Raw genomic sequence first — 24,612 nt, forward strand, 5'->3', positions numbered from 1 at the left:
GAGGCCGAGGCTTCTTCTTCCCCATGCTCTCCATGATGGACATCCTCCCGGGGCAGAACCCCTGATCTCGAATGTCCGTCAAAGCGGATCAAGCCCAGAGGGCCCGGCTGGCAGGCTGAGGCCAGCAACGTGGGGACCGAGGCAGCCAGCATCACTGTTTACACGAACTGCGTGGACGCCGCCCAGTAACACTGACATGCCGACTCCGACGCGGCGAACCGCGATGAGGTCCTGCGGGCCATCGAGCGCATCCGGTCCTCACCAATTACCTGACAGCCCAACCCACCACCTTCCCTAGCTCCCATCCCGTCCGCCGTCGACCCACACCACGGTGGAGCGGGCGTGGTCCATGGCGTCCAGGTGGAGCGCGCCACTGTACGAACGACCTGGACGCCATGGGCCGCGTCTGCTCGGCTCTGCCTGGGTCGACGGTGGACGGGATGGGAGCACCCCGCGCACGCCACTACGGACCCGCGGCCGGGAACGGCGCCCCCTCCATCCCGGTGCCGGCCGATCCCCCGCCGGAGGCATCGTCTTGACCGTGCCGCGCTATGCGGTGATCGACTCATGGCCACCCGGCCCTATCCGCATGTGGGCGCGCGTCGGCGGCAGCAGCGCCGAGCGGGCCGAAGGCAGGAGCGCGGGCGCAGCCAGAGTCGGGAAGCGCGCCCGGCGGAGCGGAGCGCAGCCGGGGCTTGAACCCGGCAGAGAAAGTCGTAACTCGCAGAAGGGTCCGGGCGCGACGGGTACAGCAAGCGGGAGGCGGCATCAGAGTCCAGGTTGACGGCAGCTCTGACGGCAACGACGGCACACAGCCGCGCATGATCGCTCACCTGAGCGAGCGAGATCCGGTGCCGTCAGCCTCTCACCTGGGGTCTTGCCCGATCCTACGGATCAGAAGGTTGCAGGTTCGAATCCTGCCGAGTGCACACAGAGCGAAGCCCCCTCGGGATCATTCCGAGGGGGCTTTGTCGTGCGTGTGGGGGCCGCGGGTCGTGTGAGTGGCGGCTTCGGCGACCGTGGCGACGAAGATCAAGACGATCGAGCCAGTCTCGGGTCTTGCACCGTGGCGCATACTGGTCGCAATGACAAAGCCAGGTGCACCGAAGCGCTATCTGCCCACCAGTCCCTTCAAGGCCCCGGTCGCCCCGCCTCCGAAGCACTTCGCGGTGGGCGACCAGGTCACACATGACATGTACGGTCTCGGCCGGGTGATCGGCATCGAGGACGGAATCGCGGCGCTCGTCGACTTCGGGTCGGCGCGGCAGCGGATCCTCAGCCCGTACAGCAAGATGAGCAAGCTCTAGGACCCACCGCGCCGCGCGCGGCCGGGACGGGGGCCCTCAGGCTCCCGCACGCCCGGCCCGTCACGCCGTTCACGTCCTGGCGTTCCCGCGTCCGTAGTCCGGGCCGCGGGTGGGCGCGTTGTCAGTGGTGCCCTCTAACGTCGTGGGGGATGGCACGCGTGTGGAGATGTACGGGACTGCGCTGGGGCGAGGGCGCGGTGCCGTCGTTGGGGTGGGCGGGCGGCCGGGGGAGTCCGCTGCCGCGGGGGAAGACGGTGGCCTTCCGGGTCGTGAGTGACCGGCGGACGTGCGTCGGCGCTCGCGGGAACCGGTGTCCGGTGCGGGCGGAGGTGCCCGGGCGGAGTACCGGGGCCCGGTGCGAGGAGTGTGCGCGGCTCGACCGGGCGCATTCCGTGGCCACCGACACGATCGCCGACGACCCGCGGCCGTATCACGTGTACCTCGCGTGGTTCGGGCCCGGCATGGTGAAGGTCGGGATCACCGCTGTCGAGCGGGGGCCGGCGCGGCTGTTGGAGCAGGGGGCCGTCTGCTTCGGATGGCTCGGGCGAGGGCCGCTGATGGCCGCGCGGCGGTCGGAGGAGACGCTGCGGGCCGCGCTCGGGGTGCCCGATCGGATCCCGTACGCCGAGAAGCGGGCCGTGCGGGCCGGTCTGCCCGCGGCCGAGGCGCGCGTGGGGGAGCTGGCGGAACTGCATGCGCGGGCCCAGGAGCTCGCGGGGTGGCCCGAGTCGTTGGAGCGTCTTCCCTTCCGAGCCGTCGACCACTTTCGGGTGTTCGAGCTGGACGGGTTGCCGGCCGCCGACGGTGCGGTGACCCAGCTGGTCGCGGGCGGAGCCGTGGGCGGGGAGATCCTCGCCGTCGCCGGACCCGATCTGCATCTGGCCACCGGGCGGGGCGTCGTCGTCCTCGACACACGACTCATGACCGGGTGGGAGCTGACCGCCCCCGTCGGCGAGGAGCCCCGCGACGTCCTCACCCTGCCCGTACGGGAGTTGAGGAGCCGGGGGGATGCGAGCGTGCAGGACGGGTTGTTCTGAGCCGAGGGCCGGAGGGGCACGCGTCGGGAGCGCAGGGCGTGGGGGCGGGCACATCATGATGGCGCTTGCATAAAAGTGGGGTCAGGGCGGGTGGGCGCATGGTCCGTTCCTGTGGTCGCGGCGCTGTGCGTCTCCGGTGAGGTCCCCCGGGGAACGCCGTGGAAACGATCAGGAACGTGCTGGTCGGCGGGGGTGGTGTCCGAGAAGTCGGGGATCTTCCCAGGGGTTCCCTGAGAGGCGCCTGTGCGTTTCTCAGAAAAATCACAGGTTCCGGAAAGGGTGTTCTCAGGGGGCCCCGACAAGGTGTCCAGCATGACCACGACCTCGCCCCAGGGGCGCACCGAACTGCTGAGGCCGGACGGGAGCCCCGTCCGCGTGCTTGTGGTGGACGACGAGCTGTCGATCACCGAACTGTTGTCCATGGCCCTGCGCTACGAGGGATGGCAGATCCGGAGCGCGGGGGACGGCACGGGTGCCATCCAGACCGCCCGCGACTTCCGGCCCGACGCCGTCGTCCTCGACATGATGCTGCCCGACATGGACGGCCTGGCCGTCCTCGGCCGGCTGCGGCGCGAGCTGCCGGACGTGCCGGTGCTGTTCCTGACCGCCAAGGACGCGGTCGAGGACCGGATCGCCGGGCTCACCGCCGGTGGCGACGACTACGTCACCAAGCCGTTCAGCCTCGAAGAGGTCGTCGCCCGGCTGCGCGGGCTCATCCGCCGCTCCGGCGCCGCCGACCGGCGTTCCGACTCCGTGCTCGTCGTCGGTGACCTCATGCTCGACGAGGACAGCCACGAGGTGTCGCGCGGCGGGGCGAACATCCACCTCACCGCCACCGAGTTCGAACTGCTGCGCTTCCTCATGCGGAACCCGCGGCGCGTGCTCAGCAAGGCGCAGATCCTCGACCGTGTGTGGTCGTACGACTTCGGCGGCCAGGCCAATGTGGTCGAGCTCTACATCTCGTACCTGCGGCGCAAGATCGACGCCGGGCGGGAGCCGATGATCCACACCCGGCGTGGGGCCGGCTATCTGATCAAGCCCGCCTCCTCATGAGCGGGCGGCGGCGGACGCGTACGCAGAGGCGGCCGAGGCCGAGGCCCACGCAGTGGCTGAGGCGAGGACAGCCGCGCACGCTGCGTACGCGGCTCGTCGTCTCCGCGGTGGCGTTGATCGCCGTGGTGTGCGCGGTCATCGGGACGGTGACCACGGTCGCGTTGCGCGAGCACCTCAACAAGCAGTTGAACGCCCAGGTGGAAGAGGTCGCCAAGCGTGCCGCCGGTCCGCCGGACGGGAAGTTCCCCGTGGGCCGCGGGAATGACGACCTCCCGCCGGACGGCCCCTTCGGGTTCGTCACCAAGGGTGGCACGGAGGAGTACACCGTCGTCGCCCAGGTAGGGACGGACGGCGGGGTCACCGCCGCCGTGGTCGCCAAGGCGAAGACGTCCGACAGCGACGTTTTCCAGGGCATGACCACCGTCGCTCTCGGCGCCGAGCAGGAGGCCGCCCTCGGCTCGGTGTCCAAGACCGGTATCTCCACCGTGGACCTCCCCGACCTCGGCGAATACCGGGTGACCTATGTCGAGGGCAGCAAGGGCAACTTCTACGTCGCCCTGCCCACCGAGACCGTCACCAAGACCCTCAGCACCCTCATCGCCGTAGAGCTGAGCGTCACCGGTGCCGGGCTCGTCGCCGCCGGGATCGCCGGGTCCGTGCTGGTCGGGGTCGCCCTGCGGCCCCTGCGGAAGGTGGCCGCCACCGCGACCCGGGTCTCCGAACTGCCCCTGCACACCGGCGAAGTCACCCTCAACGAACGGGTCCCGGCCTCCGAGACCGATCCGCACACCGAGGTCGGACAGGTCGGCGCCGCGCTCAACCGCATGCTCGACCACATCCACGGCGCCCTGCACTCTCGCCAGGAGAGCGAGACGCGCGTACGGCAGTTCGTGGCCGACGCCAGTCATGAGCTGCGGACGCCGCTCGCGTCGATCCGCGGCTACGCCGAGCTGACCCGGCGCGGCCGCGAGGAGATCGGGCCCGACACCCGGCACGCGCTCGGCCGGATCGAGTCCGAGTCCGGGCGGATGACCATGCTCGTCGAGGACCTGCTGCTGCTCGCACGGCTGGACGCGGGACGGCCGCTGCAGTTCGAACAGACCGATCTCATCCCCCTCGTCGTGGACACCGTCAGCGACGCGCGGGTCGCCGGGCGGAGCCACAGCTGGCGGCTCGACCTGCCGGACATGCCCGCCCTCGTGTCGGCGGACGCGGCCCGGCTGCAACAGGTGCTCGTCAACCTGCTCGCCAACGCGCGGACGCACACGCCGCCCGGCACCACCGTCACCGCACGCGTGCAGCGCCGTGGACCGTGGATGTGCGTCGACGTCGAGGACGACGGGCAGGGCATCCCCGAGGAGTTGCTGCCGCACGTGTTCGAGCGGTTCGCGCGAGGGGACTCGTCGCGGTCCAGGGCCTCCGGCTCGACCGGACTCGGGCTCGCCATCGTGCAGGCCGTCGCCGACGCGCACGGCGGTGCGGTGACCGTCGACAGCGTGCCCGGCAGGACCGTGTTCACCGTGCATCTGCCGGCCCTCGGCCGGGACGTGCCGCTGCTCGACGACGCCTCGAACTGGGAGCTCGACGACGCCCGGTACGACGGCGAGCAACACGGCGAGCAACACGGCGAGCACGATGGCGCGTTCGATGCCGCGCTCGATGGCGCGTTCGGCGGGAACGGCCTGGTGACCGGCGCGACACCCGGCAGTCGGACTCACAGGCGCACCACAGTGTGAGCACACGGGCGTAACAGAGCGGCTCGCGAATGTGGTTGTCATGCGAACCGACTCTTCTCCCGGCACTCTGCCGGCGCGGGAGCACCTCCCGGCCGGAAACGCCGGTACGCCTGTCCTGGACGTAGTGATCCCCGTCTACAACGAGGAGAAGGACCTCCAGCCGTGTGTGCTCAGACTCCATGAGCACCTCGCGCGCACGTTCCCGTACGCGTTCCGCATCACGATCGCGGACAACGCGTCGACGGACACCACCCCGCGGGTGGCCGCGCGGCTGGCGGAGGAACTGCCGGAGGTGGCGTCCTACCGGCTGGAGCAGAAGGGCCGCGGGCGGGCGCTGCGGACCGTGTGGTCCGCGTCCGACGCGCCGGTCCTCGCCTACATGGACGTGGACCTGTCGACGGACCTCAACGCCCTGCTCCCGCTCGTCGCCCCGCTGATCTCCGGTCACTCGGACCTCGCGATCGGCTCCCGGCTCGCCCGCTCCTCGCGGGTGGTGCGCGGCACCAAGCGGGAGTTCATCAGCCGCGCGTACAACCTGATCCTGCGCGGCTCGCTCCAGGCCCGGTTCTCGGACGCGCAGTGCGGGTTCAAGGCGATACGCCGGGACGTCGCCCAGGTGCTGCTGCCGCTCGTCGAGGACACCGGGTGGTTCTTCGACACCGAGATGCTGGTGCTCGCCGAGCGGGCCGGGCTCAGGATCCACGAGGTGCCGGTGGACTGGGTGGACGACCCGAACTCGACCGTCCACATCGTGAAGACCGCCACCGACGATCTCAAGGGTGTGTGGCGGGTCGGGAAGGCGTTGGCCACCGGGTCCCTCGCGCTCGACCGGCTCGCACGGCCGTTCGGGGACGATCCCCGTGACCGTGAGATCCAGGACGTGCCGCGCGGTCTCGCCCGCCAGCTCCTCGGTTTCTGCGTCGTGGGCGGCCTCTCCACGCTGTTCTACCTGCTCCTCTACAGCGGCTTCCGGGCCTTCTCCGGGGCGCAGTTCGCCAACGCGCTCGCCCTGCTGGTCTCGGCGGTCGCCAACACCGCCGCCAACCGGCGGCTGACCTTCGGCGTCCGTGGCCGAAGCGGTGTCGTCAAGCATCAGGCGCAGGGCCTGGTGGTGTTCGGCATCGGACTGGCCCTCACCAGCGGCTCGCTCGCCGCCCTGAACGCGGCGACCTCCGACCCCGCGCACTCCACGGAACTGGCGGTCCTCGTCGCGGCCAACCTCGCGGCGACGGTGCTGCGGTTCCTGCTCTTCCGGGCGTGGGTGTTCCCGGACCGGCGCGACGGTTCCTTCGCCGACGCCTCCTTCGCCGACGCCTCCTTCACCGGCGGTTCCAGCACCGAGGGCTCGACCGTCGTCGCCGCACACCACCCCGCCGCGCATCACGGAACACCGCACCACTCCACCCAGCAGCACACCACCCCGCACCGCAGCTCCTCGCCGGTCCACGCGACCGCCGTGACGGTACGTCCGGGACAGCCGGGGCCGTACGGCCACCAGGACCGGTTCCAGCCGACGTACACCACGACCCCGTTCCGCGCTGGTGAGGCCGCGGACCGCACCTGGGGGGAGCCGACCATGCGGATGCGGCCTCTGCGCCCGCACGATCAGGATTCGAGGAACGCACGATGACCACGCACTTCGAGACGAACTCCGAGACGAACTTCGAGACGACGAGCCGACCGGGGAGTCCCGGCCCCGAGGAGGGCCCGCCGCCCGCCCCGACCGCCGTACAGGAACCGGCCGTTCCGGGGGCGCCCGCCGAGCCCCCGGCCCCCGGCGCGGGCGAACCCAGGCCGCCCTTCGCGCGGCGCCTGTGGAGAGGCAGGCCCGAGGACAACCGCTGGGTCCGCCCCGGCCTCCTCCTCGCTCTCCTTGTCATCGGCGGCCTCTACACCTGGAACCTCACGGCCTCCGGCTACGCCAACTCCTTCTACTCGGCGGCCGTACAGGCGGGCAGCCAGTCCTGGAAGGCCTTCTTCTTCGGCTCGCTGGACTCCGGCAACGCCATCACCGTCGACAAGCCACCGGCCTCGCTCTGGCCGATGGCGCTGTCGGTGCGGGTCCTCGGGCTCAACTCCTTCGCGATCCTGTTCCCGCAGGTCCTGATGGCCGTCGCCACCGCCGGGGTGCTGTGGGCGGCCGTACGCCGTCGCTTCGATGCCACGGCCGGCTTCCTCACCATGGCGGTGTTCGCGCTCACGCCCGTCGCCGCGCTGATGTTCCGCTTCAACAACCCGGACGCGGCCCTCGCGCTGCTCATGGCCGTCGCTGTCTACTGCACACAGCGAGCCCTGGAGAAGGCGCAGACGAAGTGGCTGGTCTGGGCGGGTGTCGCCATCGGCCTCGCCTTCCTGGTCAAGACGCTCCAGGCGTTCCTGATCCTGCCGGTTCTCGCCCTCGTGTACGTCGTCTTCGCACCGGCCTCGGTGAAGAAGAGGGTCGGGCAGGTACTGCTCGCCGGGCTCGCGATGATCGTCTCCGGCGGCTGGTGGGTCGCGATCGTGGAGCTGTGGCCCGCGTCGTCCCGTCCGTACATCGGCGGCTCGCAGAACAACTCCTTCCTGGAGCTGACCTTCGGCTACAACGGCCTCGGCCGTCTGAACGGCGAGGAGACCGGCAGCGTCGGCGGCGGCGGAGGCGGCGGCGGTGGCGGCAACTGGGGCGAGACCGGCTGGGACCGGATGTTCAGCTCCTCCATCGGCGGCCAGATCTCCTGGCTGATCCCGGCCGCGCTGATCCTGCTGGCCGCCGCGCTCTGGGCCACGCGGAAGCTGAAGCGCACGGACACCACCCGCGCGGCCTTCCTCCTCTGGGGCGGCTCGCTGCTGATCACCATGGTGATCTTCAGCTTCATGCAGGGGATCTTCCACGAGTACTACACCGTGGCCCTCGCCCCGTACATCGCGCCGCTGATCGGCATGGGCGCGGCGCTGCTCTGGGAGCAGCGGGACAAGTACTGGGCGTCGATCACGCTGGCCGCCGCGACGACCGCCACGGCCGTCTGGGGGTACGTCCTCCTCAACCGCTCCTCCGACTACCTGCCCTGGCTGAAGTGGGTCGTGCTCGTCGGCGGTCTGGTCGCCGCGCTCGGCCTGGTCTTCGTGGCTCGGCTGGGCCGTCGCTTGGCCCTGGCGGTCGTCGGCCTGAGCCTCGTCACGGCGGTGGCGGGCCCGACGGCGTACACCCTCACCACGCTCAACGAGGGGCACACCGGTTCGATCGTGACGGCCGGCCCGTCGACCCGCGGTGGCATGGGCGGCGGCCCCGGCGGTGGCGGCGGCGGTATGGGCGGCGGCCCCGGTGGCGGCATGCCGGGCCAGAACAACCAGCAGAACCAACAGGGCAACGGTCAGAACCAGCAGGGCAACGGTCAGATGGGGCAGCCCCCGACCGGCGGCTTCGGCGGCGGCCAGAACCAGCAGCAGGGTCAGCAAGGCCAGGGTCAGCAGGGCCAGGGCAACGGCACGACCCAGAACGGTGACGGCGGTCGCATGGGTGACGGCGGCGGTGGTGGCGGCATGGGCGGCCTGATCAACGGCACCTCCGTCAGCGACGAGGCCAAGGAACTGCTGGAGAAGAACGCGAGTGACTACACCTGGGCGGCCGCCGCCGTCGGCGCCCAGAACGCGGCGAGCTACCAGCTCTCCACCGGTGAGCCGGTCATGGCGATCGGCGGCTTCAACGGCACCGACCCGTCCCCGACGCTCGCGGAGTTCAAGAAGTACGTGGAGGACGGCAAGATCCACTACTTCATCGCCGGCGGTTCCGGCGGCGGCAGGGGCGGCAGCAGTGACGGCACCTCCTCGCAGATCAGCTCCTGGGTCCAGGAGAACTTCGAGGCGGTGACGGTCGACGGCACGACGTTCTACGACCTGACGCAGGCGAAGTAGGCCAGGCCGCGAGACGAGCGGGGCGGTGGCCCGGGGGCGGACGAACCCCCGGGCCACCGCCCTTTTCCGCGCGCCTTCGCCCCGTTTCGCGCGCCGCCGAGCAGGGCTGCTGTCGCTCGGCGCCGGAGATCGCGGCGTACGGCGGCCGTCGTACGTCGTCGAAAACCGCGTTGTACGCCGTATAGGAACTGTTCTACGGTGTAGAACATGTCGACCCCCACCCCCACCGCCCCGGCGGCCCCCTCCGAGGCCGACCAGGGGCATCCGCAGCGCTGGCTGATCCTCGGTGTCATCTGTCTCGCGCAGCTCACCGTGCTGCTGGACAACACCGTGCTGAACGTGGCGATCCCGTCCCTCACCGAGGAGTTGGGCGCGGCCACCTCGGACATCCAGTGGATGATCAACGCGTACTCGCTGGTGCAGTCGGGCCTGCTGCTCACCGCAGGCAGCGCGGCCGACCGCTACGGCCGCAAGAAGATGCTGATCGCGGGCCTGGTCCTGTTCGGCATCGGCTCACTGGTCGCCGGACTCGCCCAGTCCACGGGGCAGTTGATCGCCGCGCGGGCCGGAATGGGCGTCGGCGGCGCGCTGCTGCTGACCACGACCCTCGCCGTCGCCATGCAGATCTTCACCCCCGCGGAGCAGCCGAAGGCGATCGGCATCTGGGCGGCGGTCAACGCGCTCGGCTTCGCGGCCGGCCCCCTTCTCGGCGGCTTCATGCTCGGCCACTTCTGGTGGGGCGCCATCTTCCTGATCAACCTGCCGGTCGCCGCGCTGGGCGTGGTGGCCGTGATCGCGCTGGTCCCCGAGTCCAAGAATCCCCAGGGGGACCGGCCGGACCTGCTGGGCGCGCTGCTGTCGACCGTCGGCATGACCGCCCTCGTCTACGCGATCATCTCGGGCCCCGAACACGGCTGGGCGTCGGGCCGGGTGCTCGCCACGGCCGCCGTCGCCGCGGTCGTCCTCGCGGCCTTCGCGTACTGGGAGAGCCGTATCCCGTACCCCATGCTCGACCCGCACTTCTTCCGTGACCGCCGCTTCACGGGCGCCGTCGCCGGGGCCGTGCTCATCACCTTCGGCATGGGCGGCGCGCTCTTCCTCCTCACCCAGCATCTGCAGTTCGTGCTCGGCTACGACGCGTTGGAGGCGGGACTGCGGACCGCGCCGCTCGCCCTGGTCGTCGTCGTCCTCAACTTCTCCGGGCTGTCGGCGAAGTGGACGGCGAGGCTCGGGATGCCTGTCTCGATCGCGCTGGGGATGGTGCTGATGTCGGGCGGGCTGGTCTCCATCGCGACGATGGCCTCCGGCGGTTACGCCGGGACCCTGCTCGGGCTGGTCCTGATCGGGGTGGGCTGCGCGATCGCCAACCCCGCGATGGCGCACGCCATCATGAGCGCGATCCCGCCGGCCAAGGCGGGGGTGGGCGCCGGGATCAACGGCACGCTCGCCGAGTTCGGCACCGGGCTGGGCGTGGCCGTGCTGGGGGCCGTGCTCAACGCGCGCTTCGCGGCGCTGATCCCGGTGGCGGCGGCGTCGTTGCCGGCGGCGCTGGCGGGGGCGGACACGGCTGTCGAGCGGGCCGGGGTGATGTCCGCGTTCTCCTCCGGGGTGGAGGCGAGTCTGCTGGTGGGGGCGGTGGCTGTGTTGCTCGGGGGGTTGGTGGCGGCGGGGTTGCTGCGCAGGGCGGAGATGGGGGAGCGGGGGTTGGGCGCCTCATAGCTCGGGGGTGCGGTCGGGTCGGCGGCTGCGGGTGCGTCGTGGTTGTTCGCGCAGTTCCCCGCGCCCCTGAACGGCGCGCTGCGCGCGGCACGTTCAGCGTCGCCGGGAGTGCGCGCCCCTCGCCGCGCATCCGGCTGCGTCGGAAAGGCGAGCCCCTCACCGCACGTCCGGCCCCGTCGGAATCGCGCGCCCTCGCGGCGCACCCAGCGTCGCCGGAAACGCGCGCCCTCGTCGCACAGCCGGTGCCCTCGGAAGTGCGCGGCGTTCGCGGCACTTCCCGGGGGCTTCGCCCGCCTAGCATCGTCAGCATCTGAAAGAAGCGTGTCTCGGAAGGTGCGTCATGGTGAAGGGAGCCGGTCGGTCCGAAGGAGCCGCGCGGGCCAGTGTCTGGCTGGAGGAGAAGGCGCGGGCCGGACGGAGTGGGCAGCCCTCGGGGCTGGACCGGGAGCGGATCACCGTGACGGCCGTGCGGTTGCTGGACGCGGAGGGGCTGGCCAAGTTCTCGATGCGGCGGCTGGCGGCCGAGCTGAACGTGACGGCGATGTCGGTCTACTGGTACGTGGACACCAAGGACGACCTGCTGGAACTCGCCCTCGACCAGGCGTTCGCCGAGATGCGGCTGCCCCCGCCCGACCCGGACCCGGACGAGGACTGGCGGGACCAACTGCGCGCCCTGGCCCGGGAGTACCGGGCGGTCCTGGTCCGGCACCCCTGGGTCTCGCCCCTCGCGGGCACCTTCCTCAACATCGGCCCGCACGCGCTGGACTTCTCCCTCGCCGTGCAGCGCGTGATCGGCCGCACCGCGCTGCCCGCCCGGGGCCAGGCCGGTGCCATCGCGGCGGTCTTCCAGTTCGTGTACGGCTTCGGCACCATCGAGGGCCACTTCGTGCAGCGCTCCGCCGCGGCCGGGATGACCCAGGACGAGTACTTCCGCAGCGCCATGAGCGCGGTGTCCGGCTCCCCTGAACCCCATGAGGTCATCCGGCACTCCACCGACCTGATGGAGGCCCGCGGCGGCGAGACCGTCGAGGAGATGCGCGAACGCGACTTCGGCTACGCCCTGGACACCCTCGTCGCCGGCATCGAGGTGATGGCGACGAGGGGCTGAACCCACGGGTCTGGAAGGCGGCGCAGCCCGGCCGCCCAGACACGGAGGCTCAGCCCGGCCTCAGACAGGTCCGCTCAGCCCTCCTGTACCAGCCGTGCCGGGAAGCCCCCGGTGGCCACCGGGCCCCACTTCACCGGCGTGATCCGGATGATCGACTTGCCCTGCTTGATCATCGCTTCGCGGTACTCGTCCCAGTCCGGGTGCTCGCCCGAGATGTTGCGGAAGTACTCCACCAGGGGCTCGACCGAGTCCGGTGAGTCGATGACCTCGGCCGTGCCGTCGATCTGGACCCAGGGGCCGTCCCAGTCGTCGCTCAGCACGACGAGGCTCACCCGCTCGTCCCGCTTGGCGTTGCGGGTCTTGGCCCGCTCGGGGTACGTGGAGACGACGATCCGCCCGGAGTCGTCTACACCGCAGGTCAGCGGGGAGGCCTGGGGGCCGCCGTCGGACCGCCGGGTGAGCAGGAGCGCCCGATGCCGGGGGCGTACGAAGTCGAGCAGTTCTTCGAGGGATACCGACGTGTTGGTCGCGATGTTCCGTGCCATGCGCTCAGCGTAGGGCCGGGGGCGCCTCATGGCTCGGGGGGTGCGGCCGGTTCGGCGGCTGCGGGTGCGTCGTGGTTGTTCGCGCCCACGCGGCGGAGCCGCATATCGGGTACAGCCCCGCGCCCCTTGCGGGAGCGCTACGCACCCCGTCCCCGCACATCCTGCACAGCCTGTACGTCCAGCTCGACCCTCAGCGTCGTCCCGATCGCCGCGATGCCCGCCTGTACCACCTGGTTGTAGTTCATGGCGAAGTCCTCCCGGCGGAGTTCGGTGGTGGCCCGGAAGGCGGCGCGGGTGCCGCCCCACGGATCCCTGCCGGTGCCCAGGTACGCCAGGTCCAGGTCGACCGGACGTACGACACCGCGCATGCCCAGCTCGCCGTGGACGGTCCAGCGGTCCGGGCCGACGGGCGTGAGGCCGGTCGAGACATAGGTGATCTCGGGGTGCCGTTCGACGTCGAGGAAGTCCGGGGAGCGCAGATGCTGGTCCCGGGTCGGGTTGCCCGTGTCGATCGAGGCGGCCCGGATCACCGCCTCCACCCGGGACTTGGTCCCCTCGTCGGGGGTCGGGGCGATCTCGACGGAGGCCGAGAAGTCGGTGAAACGGCCGTGGACGCTGGAGATGCCCAGGTGCTGGGCCACGGCGGCGACGGAGGAGTGCGCGGGGTCGACGGTCCAGAGCCCGGGCGGAGGAAGTTCCGTACCGCCGAGCCGGGCCAGGGTGACCGTGCCGATCTCCACCCGCCCTCCCCCGCTCTCGGCTTCGCCCGAGCGGGAGGTACCCCCGTCCGTCACGAGGGCGCTGGAGGCCGTCGGCATGTAACCGACCGCCGTGACGATCACCGTGTACGCGCCCGGCGCGAGCGGCGTGGGGTCGTGCACGCGCCCTTCGGCGTCCGCCTCGGCCCGCAGCACCTGCGTACCGGTCATGTCGGTCACCGTCACGACCGCGTGCGACACGGCCCAGCCGTCCCGGGTGCGGACCCGCGCGGTCAGCCCGGCCCGTCCTGCTCGTCCCGTCGTGTCCATGTCCGTCAACTCCTCAGCGTGCGACCAGCCGGTGGAGCGGGGGGAGGCTCCACCGGCCGGTGGTTCAACCGGTCGTCCGGGCGAACTACTCGCCCGGGTGCGCGAGTTCGATGTCGTGGTCGTCGACGCGGGGACCGCTGACCGTCAGGGCCGTGGCCACGGGCGGGTAGCCGGTCGCGATGACCGTGTACTCGCCGCCGTCCAGGTCGGCGAAGGCGTACGCCCCGTCCGCGCCGGTGGTGGCCGTGCCGACCACGTTGCCCGCCGCGTCGACGAGGGTCACGCGGGCGTCGGCCAGCACCCCGCCCGCCGCCCGGACCACTCCCCGCAGCCGGGCCCCGGCCTCCAGGTCGATCTCGATCCGGGTGACGCCGGTGCCGCCGACCTCGACCGGCAGTGCGCGCGGGCGGAACCCGGCGGCGTTCACCGCGACGGTCACCCCGCCGGGCACCAGCTCGCCGAAGCCGAACTCGCCCTGCTCACCGGTGACTCCGCTGGCCAGCACATCGCCGCGCACATCGGTCACCACGACCATGGCGTCCTTCACGCCCTGCCCGGCACCGGCGGCCCGCACCACACCGCTCAGCCCGCTCGTCCCGCTGAGCAGGATGTCGTACGCGACCGGCTCGTCGTGCACGACGACCGTGGACGCCTGCGGCTGGAACCCGTCGGCGGACGCGATCAGGACGTACGATCCGGCGGCGGGCACGTCCACCGCGTAGGCCCCGTCGGCGCCCGCGACCGAACGGCCCAGCTGCCGCCCGACGAGCGAGATCAGGGTCACGGCGGCCCGGGCAACGGGCGCGCCCTCGGCCCCGCGGACCTGTCCCCGTACGGCAATGCCGTTGCCGGCACCGGAACCGCTGCCGACGCCCGACATCGGGGCCGTGGCCGTGGCCGTGACCGATGCCTGGGGCTCGGCGGTGTCGGCGACGTCGGTGGCCTCGGAGACCCCGGAAACCCTGGAGACCCCGGAAACCCTGGAGACCCCGGAGGACGGGCTCGCGTCGTTCGCATTGTTCGCCTGGCTCGCCTGGGCGAGCGCCCCGGTGGTCCGCAGCGGGACCTCCTTGATGAAGAAGGAGAAGACGAGCGCGAGGACGGCGAAGGGGGCGGCGTAGAGGAAGACGTCTCCGATGCCGTGACCGTAGGCGCTCTCGATGACCGTGCGGATCGGCGTGGGCAGCGCGTCCAGGTCGGGGATCTCGCCGTGGCCCGTGGAGGAGCCGGAGACGCCGAGCTTGGCGAGGCCCTCCTCGGCGTAGTGCGTGATCCGGTGGCTCAGCACCGCGCCCAGCGCCGAGACGCCGATCGCACCGCCGAGGGAGCGGAAGAAGGTGACGACCGAGCTGGCGGCGCCGAGGTCGCCGGGGGCGACCTGGTTCTGGGTGCAGAGCACCAGGTTCTGCATCATCATGCCGACGCCCAGCCCGAGCAGCGCCATGAAGATCGCCACGTGCCAGTACTCGGTGTCGTAGCGCAGGGTGCCCAGCAGTCCGAGGCCCGAGGTCACCAGCACACCGCCGGCGAGCAGCCAGGCCTTCCAGCGGCCGGTGCGGGTGATGACCTGCCCGGAGACGGTCGACGAGACGAACAGACCGGCGATCATCGGGATGGTCAGGACGCCGGACATGGTCGGGGACTTGTCGCGGGCCAGCTGGAAGTACTGGCTGAAGAAGATGGTGCCGGCGAACATCGCGACACCGACGAAGAGCGAGGCCAGCGAGGCCAGCGCGATCGTCCGGTTGCGGAAGAGCCGCAGCGGCATGATCGGCTCGCTCGCCTTCGACTCCACCAGCAGGAACACCGCGAGCAGCGCGACCGTGCCGCCGACCATCGCGTACGTCTGCCACGACACCCAGTCGTACTTGTCACCGGCGAAGGTCACCCAGATCAGCAGCAGGCAGACGGCGGCGGTGATGAGGAACGCGCCCGCCCAGTCGACCTTCACCTTCCGCTTGACGACCGGCAGGTGCAGCGTCCGCTGGAGCACGACCAGGGCGATGACCGCGAAGGGCACGCCGACGTAGAAGCACCAGCGCCAGCCCAGCCAGCTGGTGTCGGTGATGACACCGCCGACCAGCGGGCCGCCGACCATGGCGGTCGCGAAGGTGGCGCCGAGGTAGCCGTTGTACCGGCCGCGTTCGCGCGGGGAGATCATCGCCGCGAGGCAGATCTGGGCCAGTGCGGAGAGCCCGCCCATGCCGACGCCCTGGACCGCGCGGAACCCGATCAGCATCCCGGCGTTCTGGGAGAGTCCGGCGGCGGCCGAGCCCAGCACGAAGATCACCAGCGCCAGCTGGATCAGCAGCTTCTTGGAGAACAGGTCGGCGAGCTTGCCCCACAGCGGGGTCGACGCGGTCATCGCCAGCAGCGACGCGGTCACCACCCAGGTGTACGCGCTCTGCCCGCCGCCCAGGTCCTTGATGATGTCCGGCAGCGCGTTCGACACGATCGTCGACGACAGGATCGCCACGAACATGCCGAGCAGCAGGCCTGTCAGCGCTTCCATGATCTGCCGGTGGGTCATCGGGGCGTGGTCGCCACCGCTGTGGGGGGCACCCTTGGCGGGTCCTCCACCGTGCTTGGCGTGAGCCCGCACACCGGCTGGTGTGGTCGTTGCCATGGGGCTTCCTTTTCTTACGGGTCTTTGCGGGTGTACGGGTTGTGGTGATGGTCGCCGGGGGCCCCGGGCGGGGCCGCTACGCGGACGTCCGGGTCGGTAACGCGGGCGCCCCGGTCGGTGGGACGGGCGTCCGGGGCGGTGCGGTGGTGTCGAAGCTCTCCCGCAGCCGGCCCAGGAGCCGGGCCAGTTGTCCGACCTCGTCGTCGGACCAGTCGCTCAGCCGGGCGGCCATCAGCCGACTGGTGCGCCGGTACAGCTCGGTGACCACGGCCTGGCCCTCGGGGGTCAGGCGCAAGATCCGTGAGCGTCTGTCCGCCGGGTCGGGGAGGCGTTCGATCCAGCCCCGCTCGGCGACGTGTGCGACATGTCGGCTGGTCACGGACATGTCGACGGAGAGCAGCTCGGCGAGCTTGCTCATCCGCATCTCGCCGTGCCGGCCGAGCAGCGTCAGGACTCCGGCCGAGCCGCCGGGGCACTCGTGCGGGAGCATTCGTCCGATCTCCCGCTTGACGGCCCCGACGGCACTGAGCTGACGGGCCAGCTCCTCGTAGTGCGCTTGCCCGGCCATGGAGTCCCTCCCGTGTTTGTTGCTTAGGGCAACCATAGGACTGGATGGTTGCTACAGGCAAATGAAATGAGGGTCGATGCGGCCCAAGTCTTGGCAAAGGAGAACGTTCGGGGTGTCCCCGGTGGACAACCCCGCTTGGGTGCGTCCCGCCGGATTCGCTAAGGTCTCGGGCCATGGCTGACAACCAGGGCCCCCAGGGCAACTACGACCCCGCGGGCAGCACGCAGATGTTCCGCGCCTTCGTCGACGAGACGCCGGCGGGGGGTCGGCAGGCCGCCGCGACCGGGTCCTCCGGGCCGCGGGTCGGTGTGATCGTCGGTGTGATCGCGGCGGTGGCGGTGGTGGCCGCGGTGGTGTGGCTCGCGCTGGCGTAGACACGAGCGCGTACGCGTCTGCCGGGTGCCGGGTGCCGGGTGCCGGGTGTCGGGTGCCGTGAGCAGGCGGCTGCGGGTCCGGTGGGGCTTCTCGCGCAGTTCCCCGCGCCCCTGAAAAGCAGGGGCTGCGCCCCGTGCTTTTCATCCCGCAGCCCCGTCGCCTTTCATCCCGCAGGCCGTCACCTTTCAGGCTCGCGGTCTCACGCGGCGGTCACCCTGCAACCCCGCGCGGCCGTCACCTGCCAGGCTCACGCGGTCCTGGTCTGTCAGGCCCGCAGGGGCCTGGTCTTTCAGGGGTGCGGGGAACTGCGCGAGAAGCCCCACCGGACCCGCACCCGACGACGCGCGCGTACCCACACCCCCACCCACTCGGCCCGCACGCACCCCCTCCTGCAACACGCGCACGACCACCGCCGGGCTGCCCGAACTCGGCAACCCGGCGGTGGTACGTGTCAACGTGAGGCCGATGGCCTCAGTCGGAGATCAGGCCCTCCCGGAGCTGCGCCAGCGTCCGGGTGAGGAGGCGGGAGACGTGCATCTGGGAGATGCCGACCTCCTCGCCGATCTGCGACTGCGTCATGTTCGCGAAGAACCGGAGCATGATGATCCGGCGCTCACGCGGCGGCAGCTTCGCCAGCAGCGGCTTCAGCGACTCCCGGTACTCCACGCCCTCCAGCGCCGTGTCCTCGTAGCCGAGGCGGTCCGCGAGGGAGCCCTCACCGCCGTCGTCCTCGGGGGCCGGGGAGTCGAGCGAGGACGCCGTGTAGGCGTTGCCGACGGCGAGGCCGTCGACGACGTCCTCCTCCGACACACCCAGGACCGCGGCGAGTTCGGTGACCGTCGGAGAGCGGTCGAGCTTCTGGGAGAGCTCGTCGCTGGCCTTGGTGAGGGCCAGCCGCAGCTCCTGGAGCCGGCGCGGGACGCGGACCGACCATGAGGTGTCACGGAAGAACCGCTTGATCTCGCCCACGACCGTCGGCATCGCGAACGTCGGGAACTCCACGCCCCGTTCGCAGTCGAAGCGGTCGATCGCCTTGATCAGGCCGATCGTTCCGACCTGGACGATGTCCTCCATCGGCTCGTTGCGCGACCGGAAACGGGCGGCGGCGTAACGGACCAGCGGGAGGTTGAGCTCGATCAGGGTGTCCCGGACATAGGCGCGCTCGGGGCTGTTCTCGTCCAGCGCGGCGAGCCGCAGGAACAGGGAGCGGGACAGGGTGCGGGTGTCGATGTTCGCCGAGGCCGACGAGGCCGGGAACTCAGACGCCGGCGGAGCCTGGGGACCGGGACGGTCCTCAAGCGCCTGAAGGTCCTGAGGGGCCTGGATAGCGTCGGGCGCGGTCTCGCTCTTGTCGAGCGTGAGCACCTTCGAGCTGCCCTGGTCTGCGGACATGCCACCCCCTTTGGGTCGCGGACGGTCGCGGCGGACGCTCCGTCGTAAGGAACGCAGCCTCCACCTGAATACCGGCGGCGAGGCCACGGCAAACGCGCTGGGGGAAGAATGTCACACGTCGGCAACGCGATGTAGTGACATGTCGACATGGAGAGGGTGAATAGGCCCTGGAAACAGGGGTTCTGATGGGATTTCAGCGCTGATGGACCTGAAAGAACCTCAATGAGCGATTCCCTCTCACCGGTGACATCTCGACAGCGCATTCGGTCACGCCCATGGCCTGCACACGCGTACCGCTGGCCGATTCTGTGCGCCCCGCCTGCCATCGTGCGCCCCGCGTGCCCCACGGTCCATCCGGGAAGAGGCGGGGGTCATTGCTTACCGATGGTTACTCATCTGAGGCGTGGGTTCCGCCCCCGACAGGGGCGCGGGGAACTGCGCGAGAAGCTCCACACGCCCGCACCCGCGGAACCACAGGAACCCAGCAGACGAGTGGGCCCCCGGCGGACCGGGCGGACCGGGCGGACCGGGCGGACCGGGCGGACCGGGCGGACCGGGCGGACCGGGCGGACCCGGCGGACCCGGCGGACCGGGCGGACCGGGCGGACCCGGCGGACCGAGCGGAGCGCCTACGCTTCGATCCGGTTGGCCGACCGCAACCGCGCGAAGCTCCGGGCCAGCAGCCGCGACACATGCATCTGGGAGACCCCCAGCTCCGCGCTGATCTGCGACTGCGTGAGGTTGCTGTAGTAGCGGAGCAGCAGGATGCGCTGTTCGCGTTCGGGGAGCTGGACGAGGAGATGGCGTACGAGGTCGCGGTGTTCGACGCCGTCGAGTTCGGGGTCCTCGTAGCCCAGCCGGTCGAGCAGCCCCGGCAGGCCGTCGCCCTCCTGGGCGGCCTCCAGCGAGGTCGCGTGGTACGAGCGTCCCGCCTCGATGCAGGACAGGACCTCCTCCTCGGTGATGCGCAGCCGCTCGGCGATCTCCGCGGTGGAGGGGGTGCGGCCGAAGGCGGTGGTGAGGTCCTCGGTCGCGCTGTTCACCTGGACCCACAACTCGTGCAGCCGGCGCGGGACGTGGACCGTGCGCACGTTGTCGCGGAAGTACCGCTTGATCTCCCCGACGACGGTCGGCATGGCGAAGGTCGGGAACTGCACGCCGCGGTCCGGGTCGAACCGGTCGATGGCGTTGATCAGTCCGATGGTGCCGACCTGGACCACGTCCTCCATCGGCTCGTTGCGGGAGCGGAAGCGGGCGGCCGCGTAGCGCACGAGCGGGAGGTTCGCCTCGATGAGCGCCCCGCGTACGCGGTTGTGCTCCGGGGTGCCCGGCGCCAGATGCTTCAGCTCGCCGAACAGCACCTGGGTGAGGGCCCGGGTGTCGGCGCCGCGACGTTTCTCCGGGGCGGGGGCCGTGGCCTGGCTGGTGACCTGGGCCGGCGCGGCATCGGGAGCGGGGACGTCTTCCTGGGGAGGGGCAGTACTGGCCGACACGGTCAACGCCACCTCTTCATCCATCAACTCAACCGTCAAAAGCGGTCATAGCATCACAAGACATGTGCACTGTGATCAAGCACCGCATATCGCCGTGTTGAGAAAAAAGCCCCGCGCTACGAGAGCGCGGGGCGGAGAAAAGCGATGGGGGGAGGCGAAGACGGGAGGGGTGGGGCGGCTCAGAACTCGTAGTCGGCGATGATCCAGGTCGCGAACTCGCGCCACAGCGCCACGCCCGCCTGGTGGTCCGGGTGCTCGACGTACGTACGCAGCGCGTCCGCGTCGTCGAACGCCGAGTTGATCGCGAAGTCGTAGGCGATGGGGCGGTCGCTGACGTTCCAGCCCAGCTCCCAGAAGCGGATCTCCCCGATCGTGCCGTCGAGCGCGCGGAACGCGTCCACACCCTTCACGACCCGCGGGTCGTCACGCTCGACGCCCTCGTTGAGCTTGAAGAGGACCAGGTGGCGGATCATGGGCGCTCCGGAAACGGTCGTACGAGGTACTGGGCGAGGGGCGTGCCGCTACTGGGCTCCGTCGGCGATCCAGGTGAAGAAGTCGCCGATGGACCGGGCGGCGTTCGAGACACCCTCGAAGCCTATCTGGACGTAGTCGGCGGCCTTGGCCGGGTCCGTGATGATCACGTAGAGCACGAAGACCACGAGCACGTACAGCGCGATCTTCTTCCCCTGCACCGCCACCGCGGCCTCCCCCGCCTCTTGTGCCCTGTGGGCCCCATGGGTCCCTCTTTGTCGGCGGCGAGTGTAACCCGATCATGCGTTCGTAGGAGAGGCTGCGAACCCGTGAACGCAGGAAGGGCCCCGTCTGACGACGGGGCCCTTCTTCAGCGGTAGCGGAGGGATTTGAACCCTCGGTGACTTGCGCCACACTCGCTTTCGAGGTCTGCTCCCACCTGCGGAAACAGTGTTCGAGGGTGTCCAACCCCGTTCATTCCCGTACTCGCGCCCGGCACGTGAACGGCTACGACCGGCATCGGACGGGGGTGAATGAGACGGAAACTGAGACGGAGTGCGGACCGGCTGACCTGTGCGTCTGTACCCGTCAGAGTTAGGGGCGGGAGGCTTCCAGGGCTGCGATCACGGCCGCCGGGTCGCCGTCGTACAACACGTGCGCCTCATCTCCCTGTGGAGGGACGAACCGCTTGCGGTACCGCTGTAGGTCGCTCTCAGAGAAGTAGATCGAGTTGGGATCGTTCGCGTGGAAGTCGTTGCGCTTGCTGATCCTCGCCCACAGCTCGTCATGGCTGGCGGCTAGGTAGACGAGTACAGGAGTCGCGCCGGCGTCGGTGGCAATCGCTCGCCACTTCGCCCGGTCCTCCGGGGTCCAGAAGCCGTGGTCAACGACGACATCGTGCCCGGCCTTGAGTTGCTCCCGCAGGTCGGCAGCCACGTCTTCGAGGACGGGCCGCTCAAGGGTGGGGAAGACGCCACGGGGGAAGTCCACGCCGTAGACGCCGTGCCGGCGGAACATCTCCTCGTCCGGGCACAGTCGTATGAACCCGCGGGCGGTCAGGGTGCGGGAAAGAGTCGTCTTGCCGGAGCCGGGGAGCCCGGCCATAAGGACGCAGAACGGCGGGTGTGGGTGCATCGATCTCGTCGTGGTTCGGGAGATGGCAGCCACCTCCGCTTCGGCTTCGTGCTTGATTGTGCCAGTCCTGCGGGCCGCAGACAGTGCTCCTAGGCGGTCGTCTAGCGCACTTATGAGCGGGTCGCCCACGACCGTCACGGGGAAACCTCCGATTCTGTGCGCCATGTGCGGCCGGGTCCGCCGAGGTCCACGCCGTACTCCACGATGTTGCCCTCACTGTCCACGAACTTGGCTGTCATCACGACCACCGGGTCGGTCGGCAGGTTGCCAGGGTCCAGTTCCAGGAGTCGGGCGTACTCCGGCGTCACCAGGCGCGCGGACGCAGTGTCGATGCGGTGGCTGATCGGGTGACCGGTCGCCTGAGCAATGAGCTGGAGCGACGTTCCCCCTGTCAGGCGCGCGCTCTCTGCTAGCTGGGGGATCAGCTTCCCGTACCGGGCGGGAATCCACGACGTGCTGTGAGCGACGATGCCGTGCCGGTCCCTATATACGCGGCTACGGCGCACCACATCGGATCCGGGCTGAATGTCCAGCGCTTGCGCCACTTCATCCGGCGCAGGCACCACGGCAGCCTGGTGCGAGTCGGACCGCTCGCCTGCCCCCCAGCTCGACCCGGTACGGCGTCCCCGGTCCTGTCGCTGCGCCCCTGACGACATCGGCGCCGGCTGGTCCAGTACTTCGGTACCGATGCCGTGGATGCCACGGACAAGCCCCTCGTTGCGCAGCTTGCGCAGGGCTTTCTCGGCTGTCGCCGTGCTCACCTTCCACTCTTCCGAGAGGTTCTTGATGCTCGGCAAGAGCGTTCCCGGCGGTAGCTGACCGGACGTAATCAGCTCCATGTAGTGGGCAGCAATCCTCGCGTACGGCGCCCGATTATCGGCCTGGCCTGCCATGGTGCCCGCTCCTTGTCGTCACTTCCCTGAGGTTCCCTAGCTTACCGCTTGACACCGCAGGGAACCCTAGGGAACCTTAGGGATGTGCCCGCCGGTCAGATCGGTTGAGCGGCGAGCACCTCGACACACCTGTGTCCGCCGCCCGGAGGGCTCCGTGAAACGGGCTCGAAGGAAGCGCCGGCTCTTTGACAACTGAATGGGGATCACGCCGCCTCTCCTCGGCCAAGTAGGCGGCTACGCGGACTTCCGCGTGAGGTACAGCGCGATTCGACCATTCCGCTGCTGCTGCGGCCGGTTGCCTCCGCTGCACGTCTCGTACGTGCAGCGCTGAGGGGAGCCGGACATTCCGACTTCAACGGCGCGCGGCCCCGGTGCTGGAACACCGGGACCGCTGTTCGGGCCGTTCCTGTACGAGAGGAACCACGACCCTATGAGCACCATCGTCACTGTTCAGGACGCTGTTACCGCGTTCGCCGACTTCATGGAGCCGACGAACGCCGAGCTGGACGCGATCGAGCAGGAGGCCCCGCTGATCCTGGCGGAGGTCGACCTGCTCGACGCGCAGATCATCGCGCTCCACCACGCGCCGAACGAGGTGGACGCCAAGCGGTTGCGCCGGGCTTTCGGCAAGGTGCTGCACGAGCGCCGGGTACTGGCCAACCGCACCGCCACCGACCGCACGGCCGGCGGTGCCGCATGAGCCGGGCCCTGATGTACGCCCTCGTCCTCCCGCTGTTCGCGGCGGAGGTCTTCGCTCAGTTCGTCGCCCACGACCAGCAGTGGACGACCGTGTTCGCCGTGCTCGCCCTGGGCGTGCTCGCGGTCCGCTACCTGCTCGGTCCGCAGACCGACGACGAGACGTGCCCGCCCGACTGCCCCAAGTGCCGCGAGTCGCTGGGGGAGGACCTGTGAGCGCGGAACGCAACCTGAGCGCCGCGCACGCCGAGGTCAAGGCGGAGATCGCGCGGACCGACACGAAGACCGGTCTGCTGCTGGCGTTCATCGGCGCGGTACTGGCCGGTGCCTGGACGGTCGCCAAGGACACCCCGCTCACCCTGCCCGCCTACATCGTGGGCGGGGTCGGCATGGCAGTGCTGGTCGTGGCGGCTGGTCTGCTGCTGCGGTCGGTACGGCCGAACCTCAAGGGCCGTCACGGTTTCCCGCTGTGGGCGACGCTCACCGCCGAGGAGATCACGGCCACGCTCGCCGAGGTCGACCTGAGCGCGGACATCGCCGGCCTGTCCCGGCTGGCGGTCGCGAAGTTCACCGGTCTGCGTCGCGCCATCGACCTCACCTGCGCCGGCGGGGCGTTGCTCGCCCTCGCGGTGCTGGTCGCTGTGGTGGGGGGTGCGGCATGAGGGGCAAGACCGTTCTTCCCGCTGTCGCGATGACGGCGGTGTCCATGGTCCTCACGCTCGCGGTGGTGCTGATGTGGCTGGGCACGGCTGTGCCGTGGCCGGTCGCGCTGGTCGTCGGTCTCGGCATCGACGGGGGATGGCTGGCCACCCTCGCCTATGAGCGCCGTCTCGCCGCGCAGGGCGACCACAGCCGGACCGTCACGGCGGTCGGCTGGTCGTTCGGCCTCATCGCGACCGGCGTCCTCATCGCCCACGCCCTGACCGCCGAACACTCCGTCGGTGCGTGGCTGGCCGTGGCATGGCTGCCGATCGCTGCCAAGGCTTTGTGGCTGGTGCATGGGCTTTGGGAGCGAACCGCGCTCACCCCGTCCGCGCTCGGTGCGATCCGGGGAATCCAGCAAGAGGCACGCGACGAAGCGGCCGTTGCCCGTGCCCGGTTGCGGGCGGAAGCAGCCACCGAGGAGACCCGGCTCACGGCCGTGACGGAAGCAGGCGCCCGCGTCGCACGCGTGCAGTCCAAGACCGCCGCCACCCTCGCCGGGGCGTGGTCGACGCTGGAGACGGCACGCAACGGCGAGGACACCGGCAGGGCGCTGACCAGCGTGACGGCCCGCGTCACACCCGGCGTCACACCCCGGTGGGAACTGCCCGTGTGGGGCCCCACCGAGACCCTGCCCGCGCTGGAGTCCGCCCCCGCGCTCACCGACGCTCAGCTTGACGCGCTGGTCGACGAGATCCGTCACAGCCAGAGTCCGGCCCTGTCCTACCGCGAGATGTCCGCCCGGTTCCGCGCGGCCGGCCACTCCGCTTCCGAGGTCCGTCTGCGGGCGGCGTGGAAGCGGGTCGCCTGATGGCCGCCTGCACCGTCTTTGACTCCA

Annotated in this window: 23 protein-coding genes; 13 read left to right on the forward strand and 10 right to left on the reverse strand. The window is 70.5% G+C overall.

Annotation, left to right across the window (positions count from 1 at the left end; translation table 11 throughout):
• Nucleotides 1–1,085 precede the first annotated feature (1,085 nt).
• The 8 genes from HW837_RS43900 to HW837_RS43935 all read left to right on the forward strand — a co-directional run bounded on the left by HW837_RS43900 (nucleotide 1,086) and on the right by HW837_RS43935 (nucleotide 11,851).
• Complete coding sequence (locus tag HW837_RS43900) at nucleotides 1,086–1,307, forward strand: hypothetical protein (protein ID WP_033526723.1); 222 nt, start codon at nucleotides 1,086–1,088, stop codon at nucleotides 1,305–1,307.
• A gap of 149 nt (nucleotides 1,308–1,456) precedes the next feature.
• On the forward strand, nucleotides 1,457–2,344 hold the full coding sequence (locus HW837_RS43905; protein ID WP_193381303.1) for a DUF2797 domain-containing protein: 888 nt from the start codon (nucleotides 1,457–1,459) through the stop codon (nucleotides 2,342–2,344).
• Nucleotides 2,345–2,656: 312 nt separating this feature from the next.
• The gene (locus HW837_RS43910) at nucleotides 2,657–3,397 is read left to right on the forward strand and encodes a response regulator transcription factor (protein WP_045558411.1); all 741 of its coding nucleotides are present in this window, start codon (nucleotides 2,657–2,659) and stop codon (nucleotides 3,395–3,397) included.
• A complete protein-coding gene (locus HW837_RS43915) occupies nucleotides 3,394–5,133 on the forward strand; it encodes a sensor histidine kinase (protein ID WP_196790178.1) in 1,740 nt (579 codons plus the stop codon). Before HW837_RS43910 ends, HW837_RS43915 begins: the two co-directional genes overlap by 4 nt.
• 40 nt (nucleotides 5,134–5,173) lie before the next feature.
• Complete coding sequence (locus HW837_RS43920) at nucleotides 5,174–6,763, forward strand: bifunctional glycosyltransferase family 2/GtrA family protein (protein WP_045558410.1); 1,590 nt, start codon at nucleotides 5,174–5,176, stop codon at nucleotides 6,761–6,763.
• Complete coding sequence (locus HW837_RS43925; protein ID WP_193381304.1) at nucleotides 6,760–9,024, forward strand: ArnT family glycosyltransferase; 2,265 nt, start codon at nucleotides 6,760–6,762, stop codon at nucleotides 9,022–9,024. The genes HW837_RS43920 and HW837_RS43925 overlap by 4 nt, the downstream gene beginning before the upstream one ends.
• A 207-nt stretch (nucleotides 9,025–9,231) precedes the next feature.
• Nucleotides 9,232–10,743 (forward strand): MFS transporter, encoded by a 1,512-nt coding sequence (locus HW837_RS43930; protein WP_045558408.1) that lies wholly within the window; start codon nucleotides 9,232–9,234, stop codon nucleotides 10,741–10,743.
• Nucleotides 10,744–11,083: 340 nt separating this feature from the next.
• Entirely contained in the window at nucleotides 11,084–11,851 is a 768-nt protein-coding gene (locus tag HW837_RS43935) for a TetR/AcrR family transcriptional regulator (RefSeq protein WP_045558407.1), read from the forward strand.
• A 74-nt stretch (nucleotides 11,852–11,925) separates the two neighbouring features.
• On the opposite strand, the gene HW837_RS43940 is transcribed toward HW837_RS43935, so the two are convergent.
• The 4 genes from HW837_RS43940 to HW837_RS43955 all read right to left on the reverse strand — a co-directional run bounded on the left by HW837_RS43940 (nucleotide 11,926) and on the right by HW837_RS43955 (nucleotide 16,618).
• Nucleotides 11,926–12,396 carry a PPOX class F420-dependent oxidoreductase gene (locus HW837_RS43940; RefSeq protein WP_045558406.1) on the reverse strand — a complete coding sequence of 157 codons (471 nt, stop codon included), beginning with the start codon at nucleotides 12,394–12,396 and terminating at the stop codon, nucleotides 11,926–11,928.
• A 137-nt stretch (nucleotides 12,397–12,533) separates the two neighbouring features.
• The gene (locus HW837_RS43945; protein ID WP_045558405.1) at nucleotides 12,534–13,424 is read right to left on the reverse strand and encodes a YceI family protein; all 891 of its coding nucleotides are present in this window, start codon (nucleotides 13,422–13,424) and stop codon (nucleotides 12,534–12,536) included.
• An 85-nt stretch (nucleotides 13,425–13,509) separates the two neighbouring features.
• Nucleotides 13,510–15,954 carry an MFS transporter gene (locus HW837_RS43950; RefSeq protein ID WP_473774456.1) on the reverse strand — a complete coding sequence of 815 codons (2,445 nt, stop codon included), beginning with the start codon at nucleotides 15,952–15,954 and terminating at the stop codon, nucleotides 13,510–13,512.
• A gap of 172 nt (nucleotides 15,955–16,126) precedes the next feature.
• Nucleotides 16,127–16,618 carry a MarR family winged helix-turn-helix transcriptional regulator gene (locus tag HW837_RS43955; RefSeq protein ID WP_045558404.1) on the reverse strand — a complete coding sequence of 164 codons (492 nt, stop codon included), beginning with the start codon at nucleotides 16,616–16,618 and terminating at the stop codon, nucleotides 16,127–16,129.
• A 173-nt stretch (nucleotides 16,619–16,791) separates the two neighbouring features.
• Between HW837_RS43955 and HW837_RS43960 the strand changes: the two genes are divergently transcribed.
• Nucleotides 16,792–16,992: a hypothetical protein gene (locus tag HW837_RS43960; RefSeq protein ID WP_033526713.1), complete on the forward strand. Its 201-nt coding sequence runs from the start codon at nucleotides 16,792–16,794 to the stop codon at nucleotides 16,990–16,992.
• A gap of 472 nt (nucleotides 16,993–17,464) precedes the next feature.
• On the opposite strand, the gene HW837_RS43965 is transcribed toward HW837_RS43960, so the two are convergent.
• The 6 genes from HW837_RS43965 to HW837_RS43995 form a co-directional block, all read right to left on the reverse strand.
• Nucleotides 17,465–18,385 (reverse strand): RNA polymerase sigma factor SigF, encoded by a 921-nt coding sequence (locus tag HW837_RS43965; protein WP_045562517.1) that lies wholly within the window; start codon nucleotides 18,383–18,385, stop codon nucleotides 17,465–17,467.
• A 629-nt stretch (nucleotides 18,386–19,014) separates the two neighbouring features.
• On the reverse strand, nucleotides 19,015–19,902 hold the full coding sequence (locus tag HW837_RS43975) for an RNA polymerase sigma factor SigF (RefSeq protein ID WP_045562518.1): 888 nt from the start codon (nucleotides 19,900–19,902) through the stop codon (nucleotides 19,015–19,017).
• A 155-nt stretch (nucleotides 19,903–20,057) separates the two neighbouring features.
• Nucleotides 20,058–20,351: a Dabb family protein gene (locus tag HW837_RS43980; RefSeq protein ID WP_045562519.1), complete on the reverse strand. Its 294-nt coding sequence runs from the start codon at nucleotides 20,349–20,351 to the stop codon at nucleotides 20,058–20,060.
• Between the two features lie 48 nt (nucleotides 20,352–20,399).
• Nucleotides 20,400–20,576 carry a hypothetical protein gene (locus tag HW837_RS43985; RefSeq protein ID WP_045562520.1) on the reverse strand — a complete coding sequence of 59 codons (177 nt, stop codon included), beginning with the start codon at nucleotides 20,574–20,576 and terminating at the stop codon, nucleotides 20,400–20,402.
• A 367-nt stretch (nucleotides 20,577–20,943) separates the two neighbouring features.
• Nucleotides 20,944–21,621, reverse strand: coding sequence for a P-loop nucleotide/nucleoside kinase family protein (locus HW837_RS43990; RefSeq protein WP_313895634.1), 678 nt, complete (start codon nucleotides 21,619–21,621; stop codon nucleotides 20,944–20,946).
• On the reverse strand, nucleotides 21,618–22,376 hold the full coding sequence (locus HW837_RS43995) for a GntR family transcriptional regulator (RefSeq protein WP_193381307.1): 759 nt from the start codon (nucleotides 22,374–22,376) through the stop codon (nucleotides 21,618–21,620). The genes HW837_RS43990 and HW837_RS43995 overlap by 4 nt, the downstream gene beginning before the upstream one ends.
• 430 nt (nucleotides 22,377–22,806) lie before the next feature.
• Between HW837_RS43995 and HW837_RS44000 the strand changes: the two genes are divergently transcribed.
• Genes HW837_RS44000 through HW837_RS44015 form a run of 4 tightly spaced genes read left to right on the forward strand, consistent with a single transcriptional unit; the run spans nucleotide 22,807 to nucleotide 24,585 of the window.
• Nucleotides 22,807–23,076 carry a DUF6284 family protein gene (locus tag HW837_RS44000; protein WP_193381308.1) on the forward strand — a complete coding sequence of 90 codons (270 nt, stop codon included), beginning with the start codon at nucleotides 22,807–22,809 and terminating at the stop codon, nucleotides 23,074–23,076.
• The gene (locus tag HW837_RS44005; RefSeq protein ID WP_193381309.1) at nucleotides 23,073–23,288 is read left to right on the forward strand and encodes a hypothetical protein; all 216 of its coding nucleotides are present in this window, start codon (nucleotides 23,073–23,075) and stop codon (nucleotides 23,286–23,288) included. Before HW837_RS44000 ends, HW837_RS44005 begins: the two co-directional genes overlap by 4 nt.
• Complete coding sequence (locus tag HW837_RS44010) at nucleotides 23,285–23,734, forward strand: Pycsar system effector family protein (RefSeq protein WP_193381310.1); 450 nt, start codon at nucleotides 23,285–23,287, stop codon at nucleotides 23,732–23,734. The genes HW837_RS44005 and HW837_RS44010 overlap by 4 nt, the downstream gene beginning before the upstream one ends.
• Complete coding sequence (locus HW837_RS44015; RefSeq protein WP_193381311.1) at nucleotides 23,731–24,585, forward strand: protein spdB; 855 nt, start codon at nucleotides 23,731–23,733, stop codon at nucleotides 24,583–24,585. The genes HW837_RS44010 and HW837_RS44015 overlap by 4 nt, the downstream gene beginning before the upstream one ends.
• The last annotated feature ends 27 nt before the right edge of the window (nucleotides 24,586–24,612 follow it).

It is taken from the genome of Streptomyces caniscabiei, from assembly GCF_014930365.1.
Taxonomy (GTDB): Bacteria; Actinomycetota; Actinomycetes; order Streptomycetales; family Streptomycetaceae; genus Streptomyces; species Streptomyces caniscabiei.

Bases quoted from the DNA above. Each gene is read 5' to 3' on its own strand.
- HW837_RS43900 (WP_033526723.1), top strand. From the start codon at position 1,086: ATGACAAAGCCAGGTGCACCGAAGCGCTATCTGCCCACCAGTCCCTTC.
- HW837_RS43905 (WP_193381303.1), top strand. From the start codon at position 1,457: ATGGCACGCGTGTGGAGATGTACGGGACTGCGCTGGGGCGAGGGCGCG.
- HW837_RS43910 (WP_045558411.1), top strand. From the start codon at position 2,657: ATGACCACGACCTCGCCCCAGGGGCGCACCGAACTGCTGAGGCCGGAC.
- HW837_RS43915 (WP_196790178.1), top strand. From the start codon at position 3,394: ATGAGCGGGCGGCGGCGGACGCGTACGCAGAGGCGGCCGAGGCCGAGG.
- HW837_RS43920 (WP_045558410.1), top strand. From the start codon at position 5,174: ATGCGAACCGACTCTTCTCCCGGCACTCTGCCGGCGCGGGAGCACCTC.
- HW837_RS43925 (WP_193381304.1), top strand. From the start codon at position 6,760: ATGACCACGCACTTCGAGACGAACTCCGAGACGAACTTCGAGACGACG.
- HW837_RS43930 (WP_045558408.1), top strand. From the start codon at position 9,232: ATGTCGACCCCCACCCCCACCGCCCCGGCGGCCCCCTCCGAGGCCGAC.
- HW837_RS43935 (WP_045558407.1), top strand. From the start codon at position 11,084: ATGGTGAAGGGAGCCGGTCGGTCCGAAGGAGCCGCGCGGGCCAGTGTC.
- HW837_RS43940 (WP_045558406.1), bottom strand. From the start codon at position 12,396: ATGGCACGGAACATCGCGACCAACACGTCGGTATCCCTCGAAGAACTG.
- HW837_RS43945 (WP_045558405.1), bottom strand. From the start codon at position 13,424: ATGGACACGACGGGACGAGCAGGACGGGCCGGGCTGACCGCGCGGGTC.
- HW837_RS43950 (WP_473774456.1), bottom strand. From the start codon at position 15,954: ATGACCCACCGGCAGATCATGGAAGCGCTGACAGGCCTGCTGCTCGGC.
- HW837_RS43955 (WP_045558404.1), bottom strand. From the start codon at position 16,618: ATGGCCGGGCAAGCGCACTACGAGGAGCTGGCCCGTCAGCTCAGTGCC.
- HW837_RS43960 (WP_033526713.1), top strand. From the start codon at position 16,792: ATGGCTGACAACCAGGGCCCCCAGGGCAACTACGACCCCGCGGGCAGC.
- HW837_RS43965 (WP_045562517.1), bottom strand. From the start codon at position 18,385: ATGTCCGCAGACCAGGGCAGCTCGAAGGTGCTCACGCTCGACAAGAGC.
- HW837_RS43975 (WP_045562518.1), bottom strand. From the start codon at position 19,902: ATGGATGAAGAGGTGGCGTTGACCGTGTCGGCCAGTACTGCCCCTCCC.
- HW837_RS43980 (WP_045562519.1), bottom strand. From the start codon at position 20,351: ATGATCCGCCACCTGGTCCTCTTCAAGCTCAACGAGGGCGTCGAGCGT.
- HW837_RS43995 (WP_193381307.1), bottom strand. From the start codon at position 22,376: ATGGCAGGCCAGGCCGATAATCGGGCGCCGTACGCGAGGATTGCTGCC.
- HW837_RS44000 (WP_193381308.1), top strand. From the start codon at position 22,807: ATGAGCACCATCGTCACTGTTCAGGACGCTGTTACCGCGTTCGCCGAC.
- HW837_RS44005 (WP_193381309.1), top strand. From the start codon at position 23,073: ATGAGCCGGGCCCTGATGTACGCCCTCGTCCTCCCGCTGTTCGCGGCG.
- HW837_RS44015 (WP_193381311.1), top strand. From the start codon at position 23,731: ATGAGGGGCAAGACCGTTCTTCCCGCTGTCGCGATGACGGCGGTGTCC.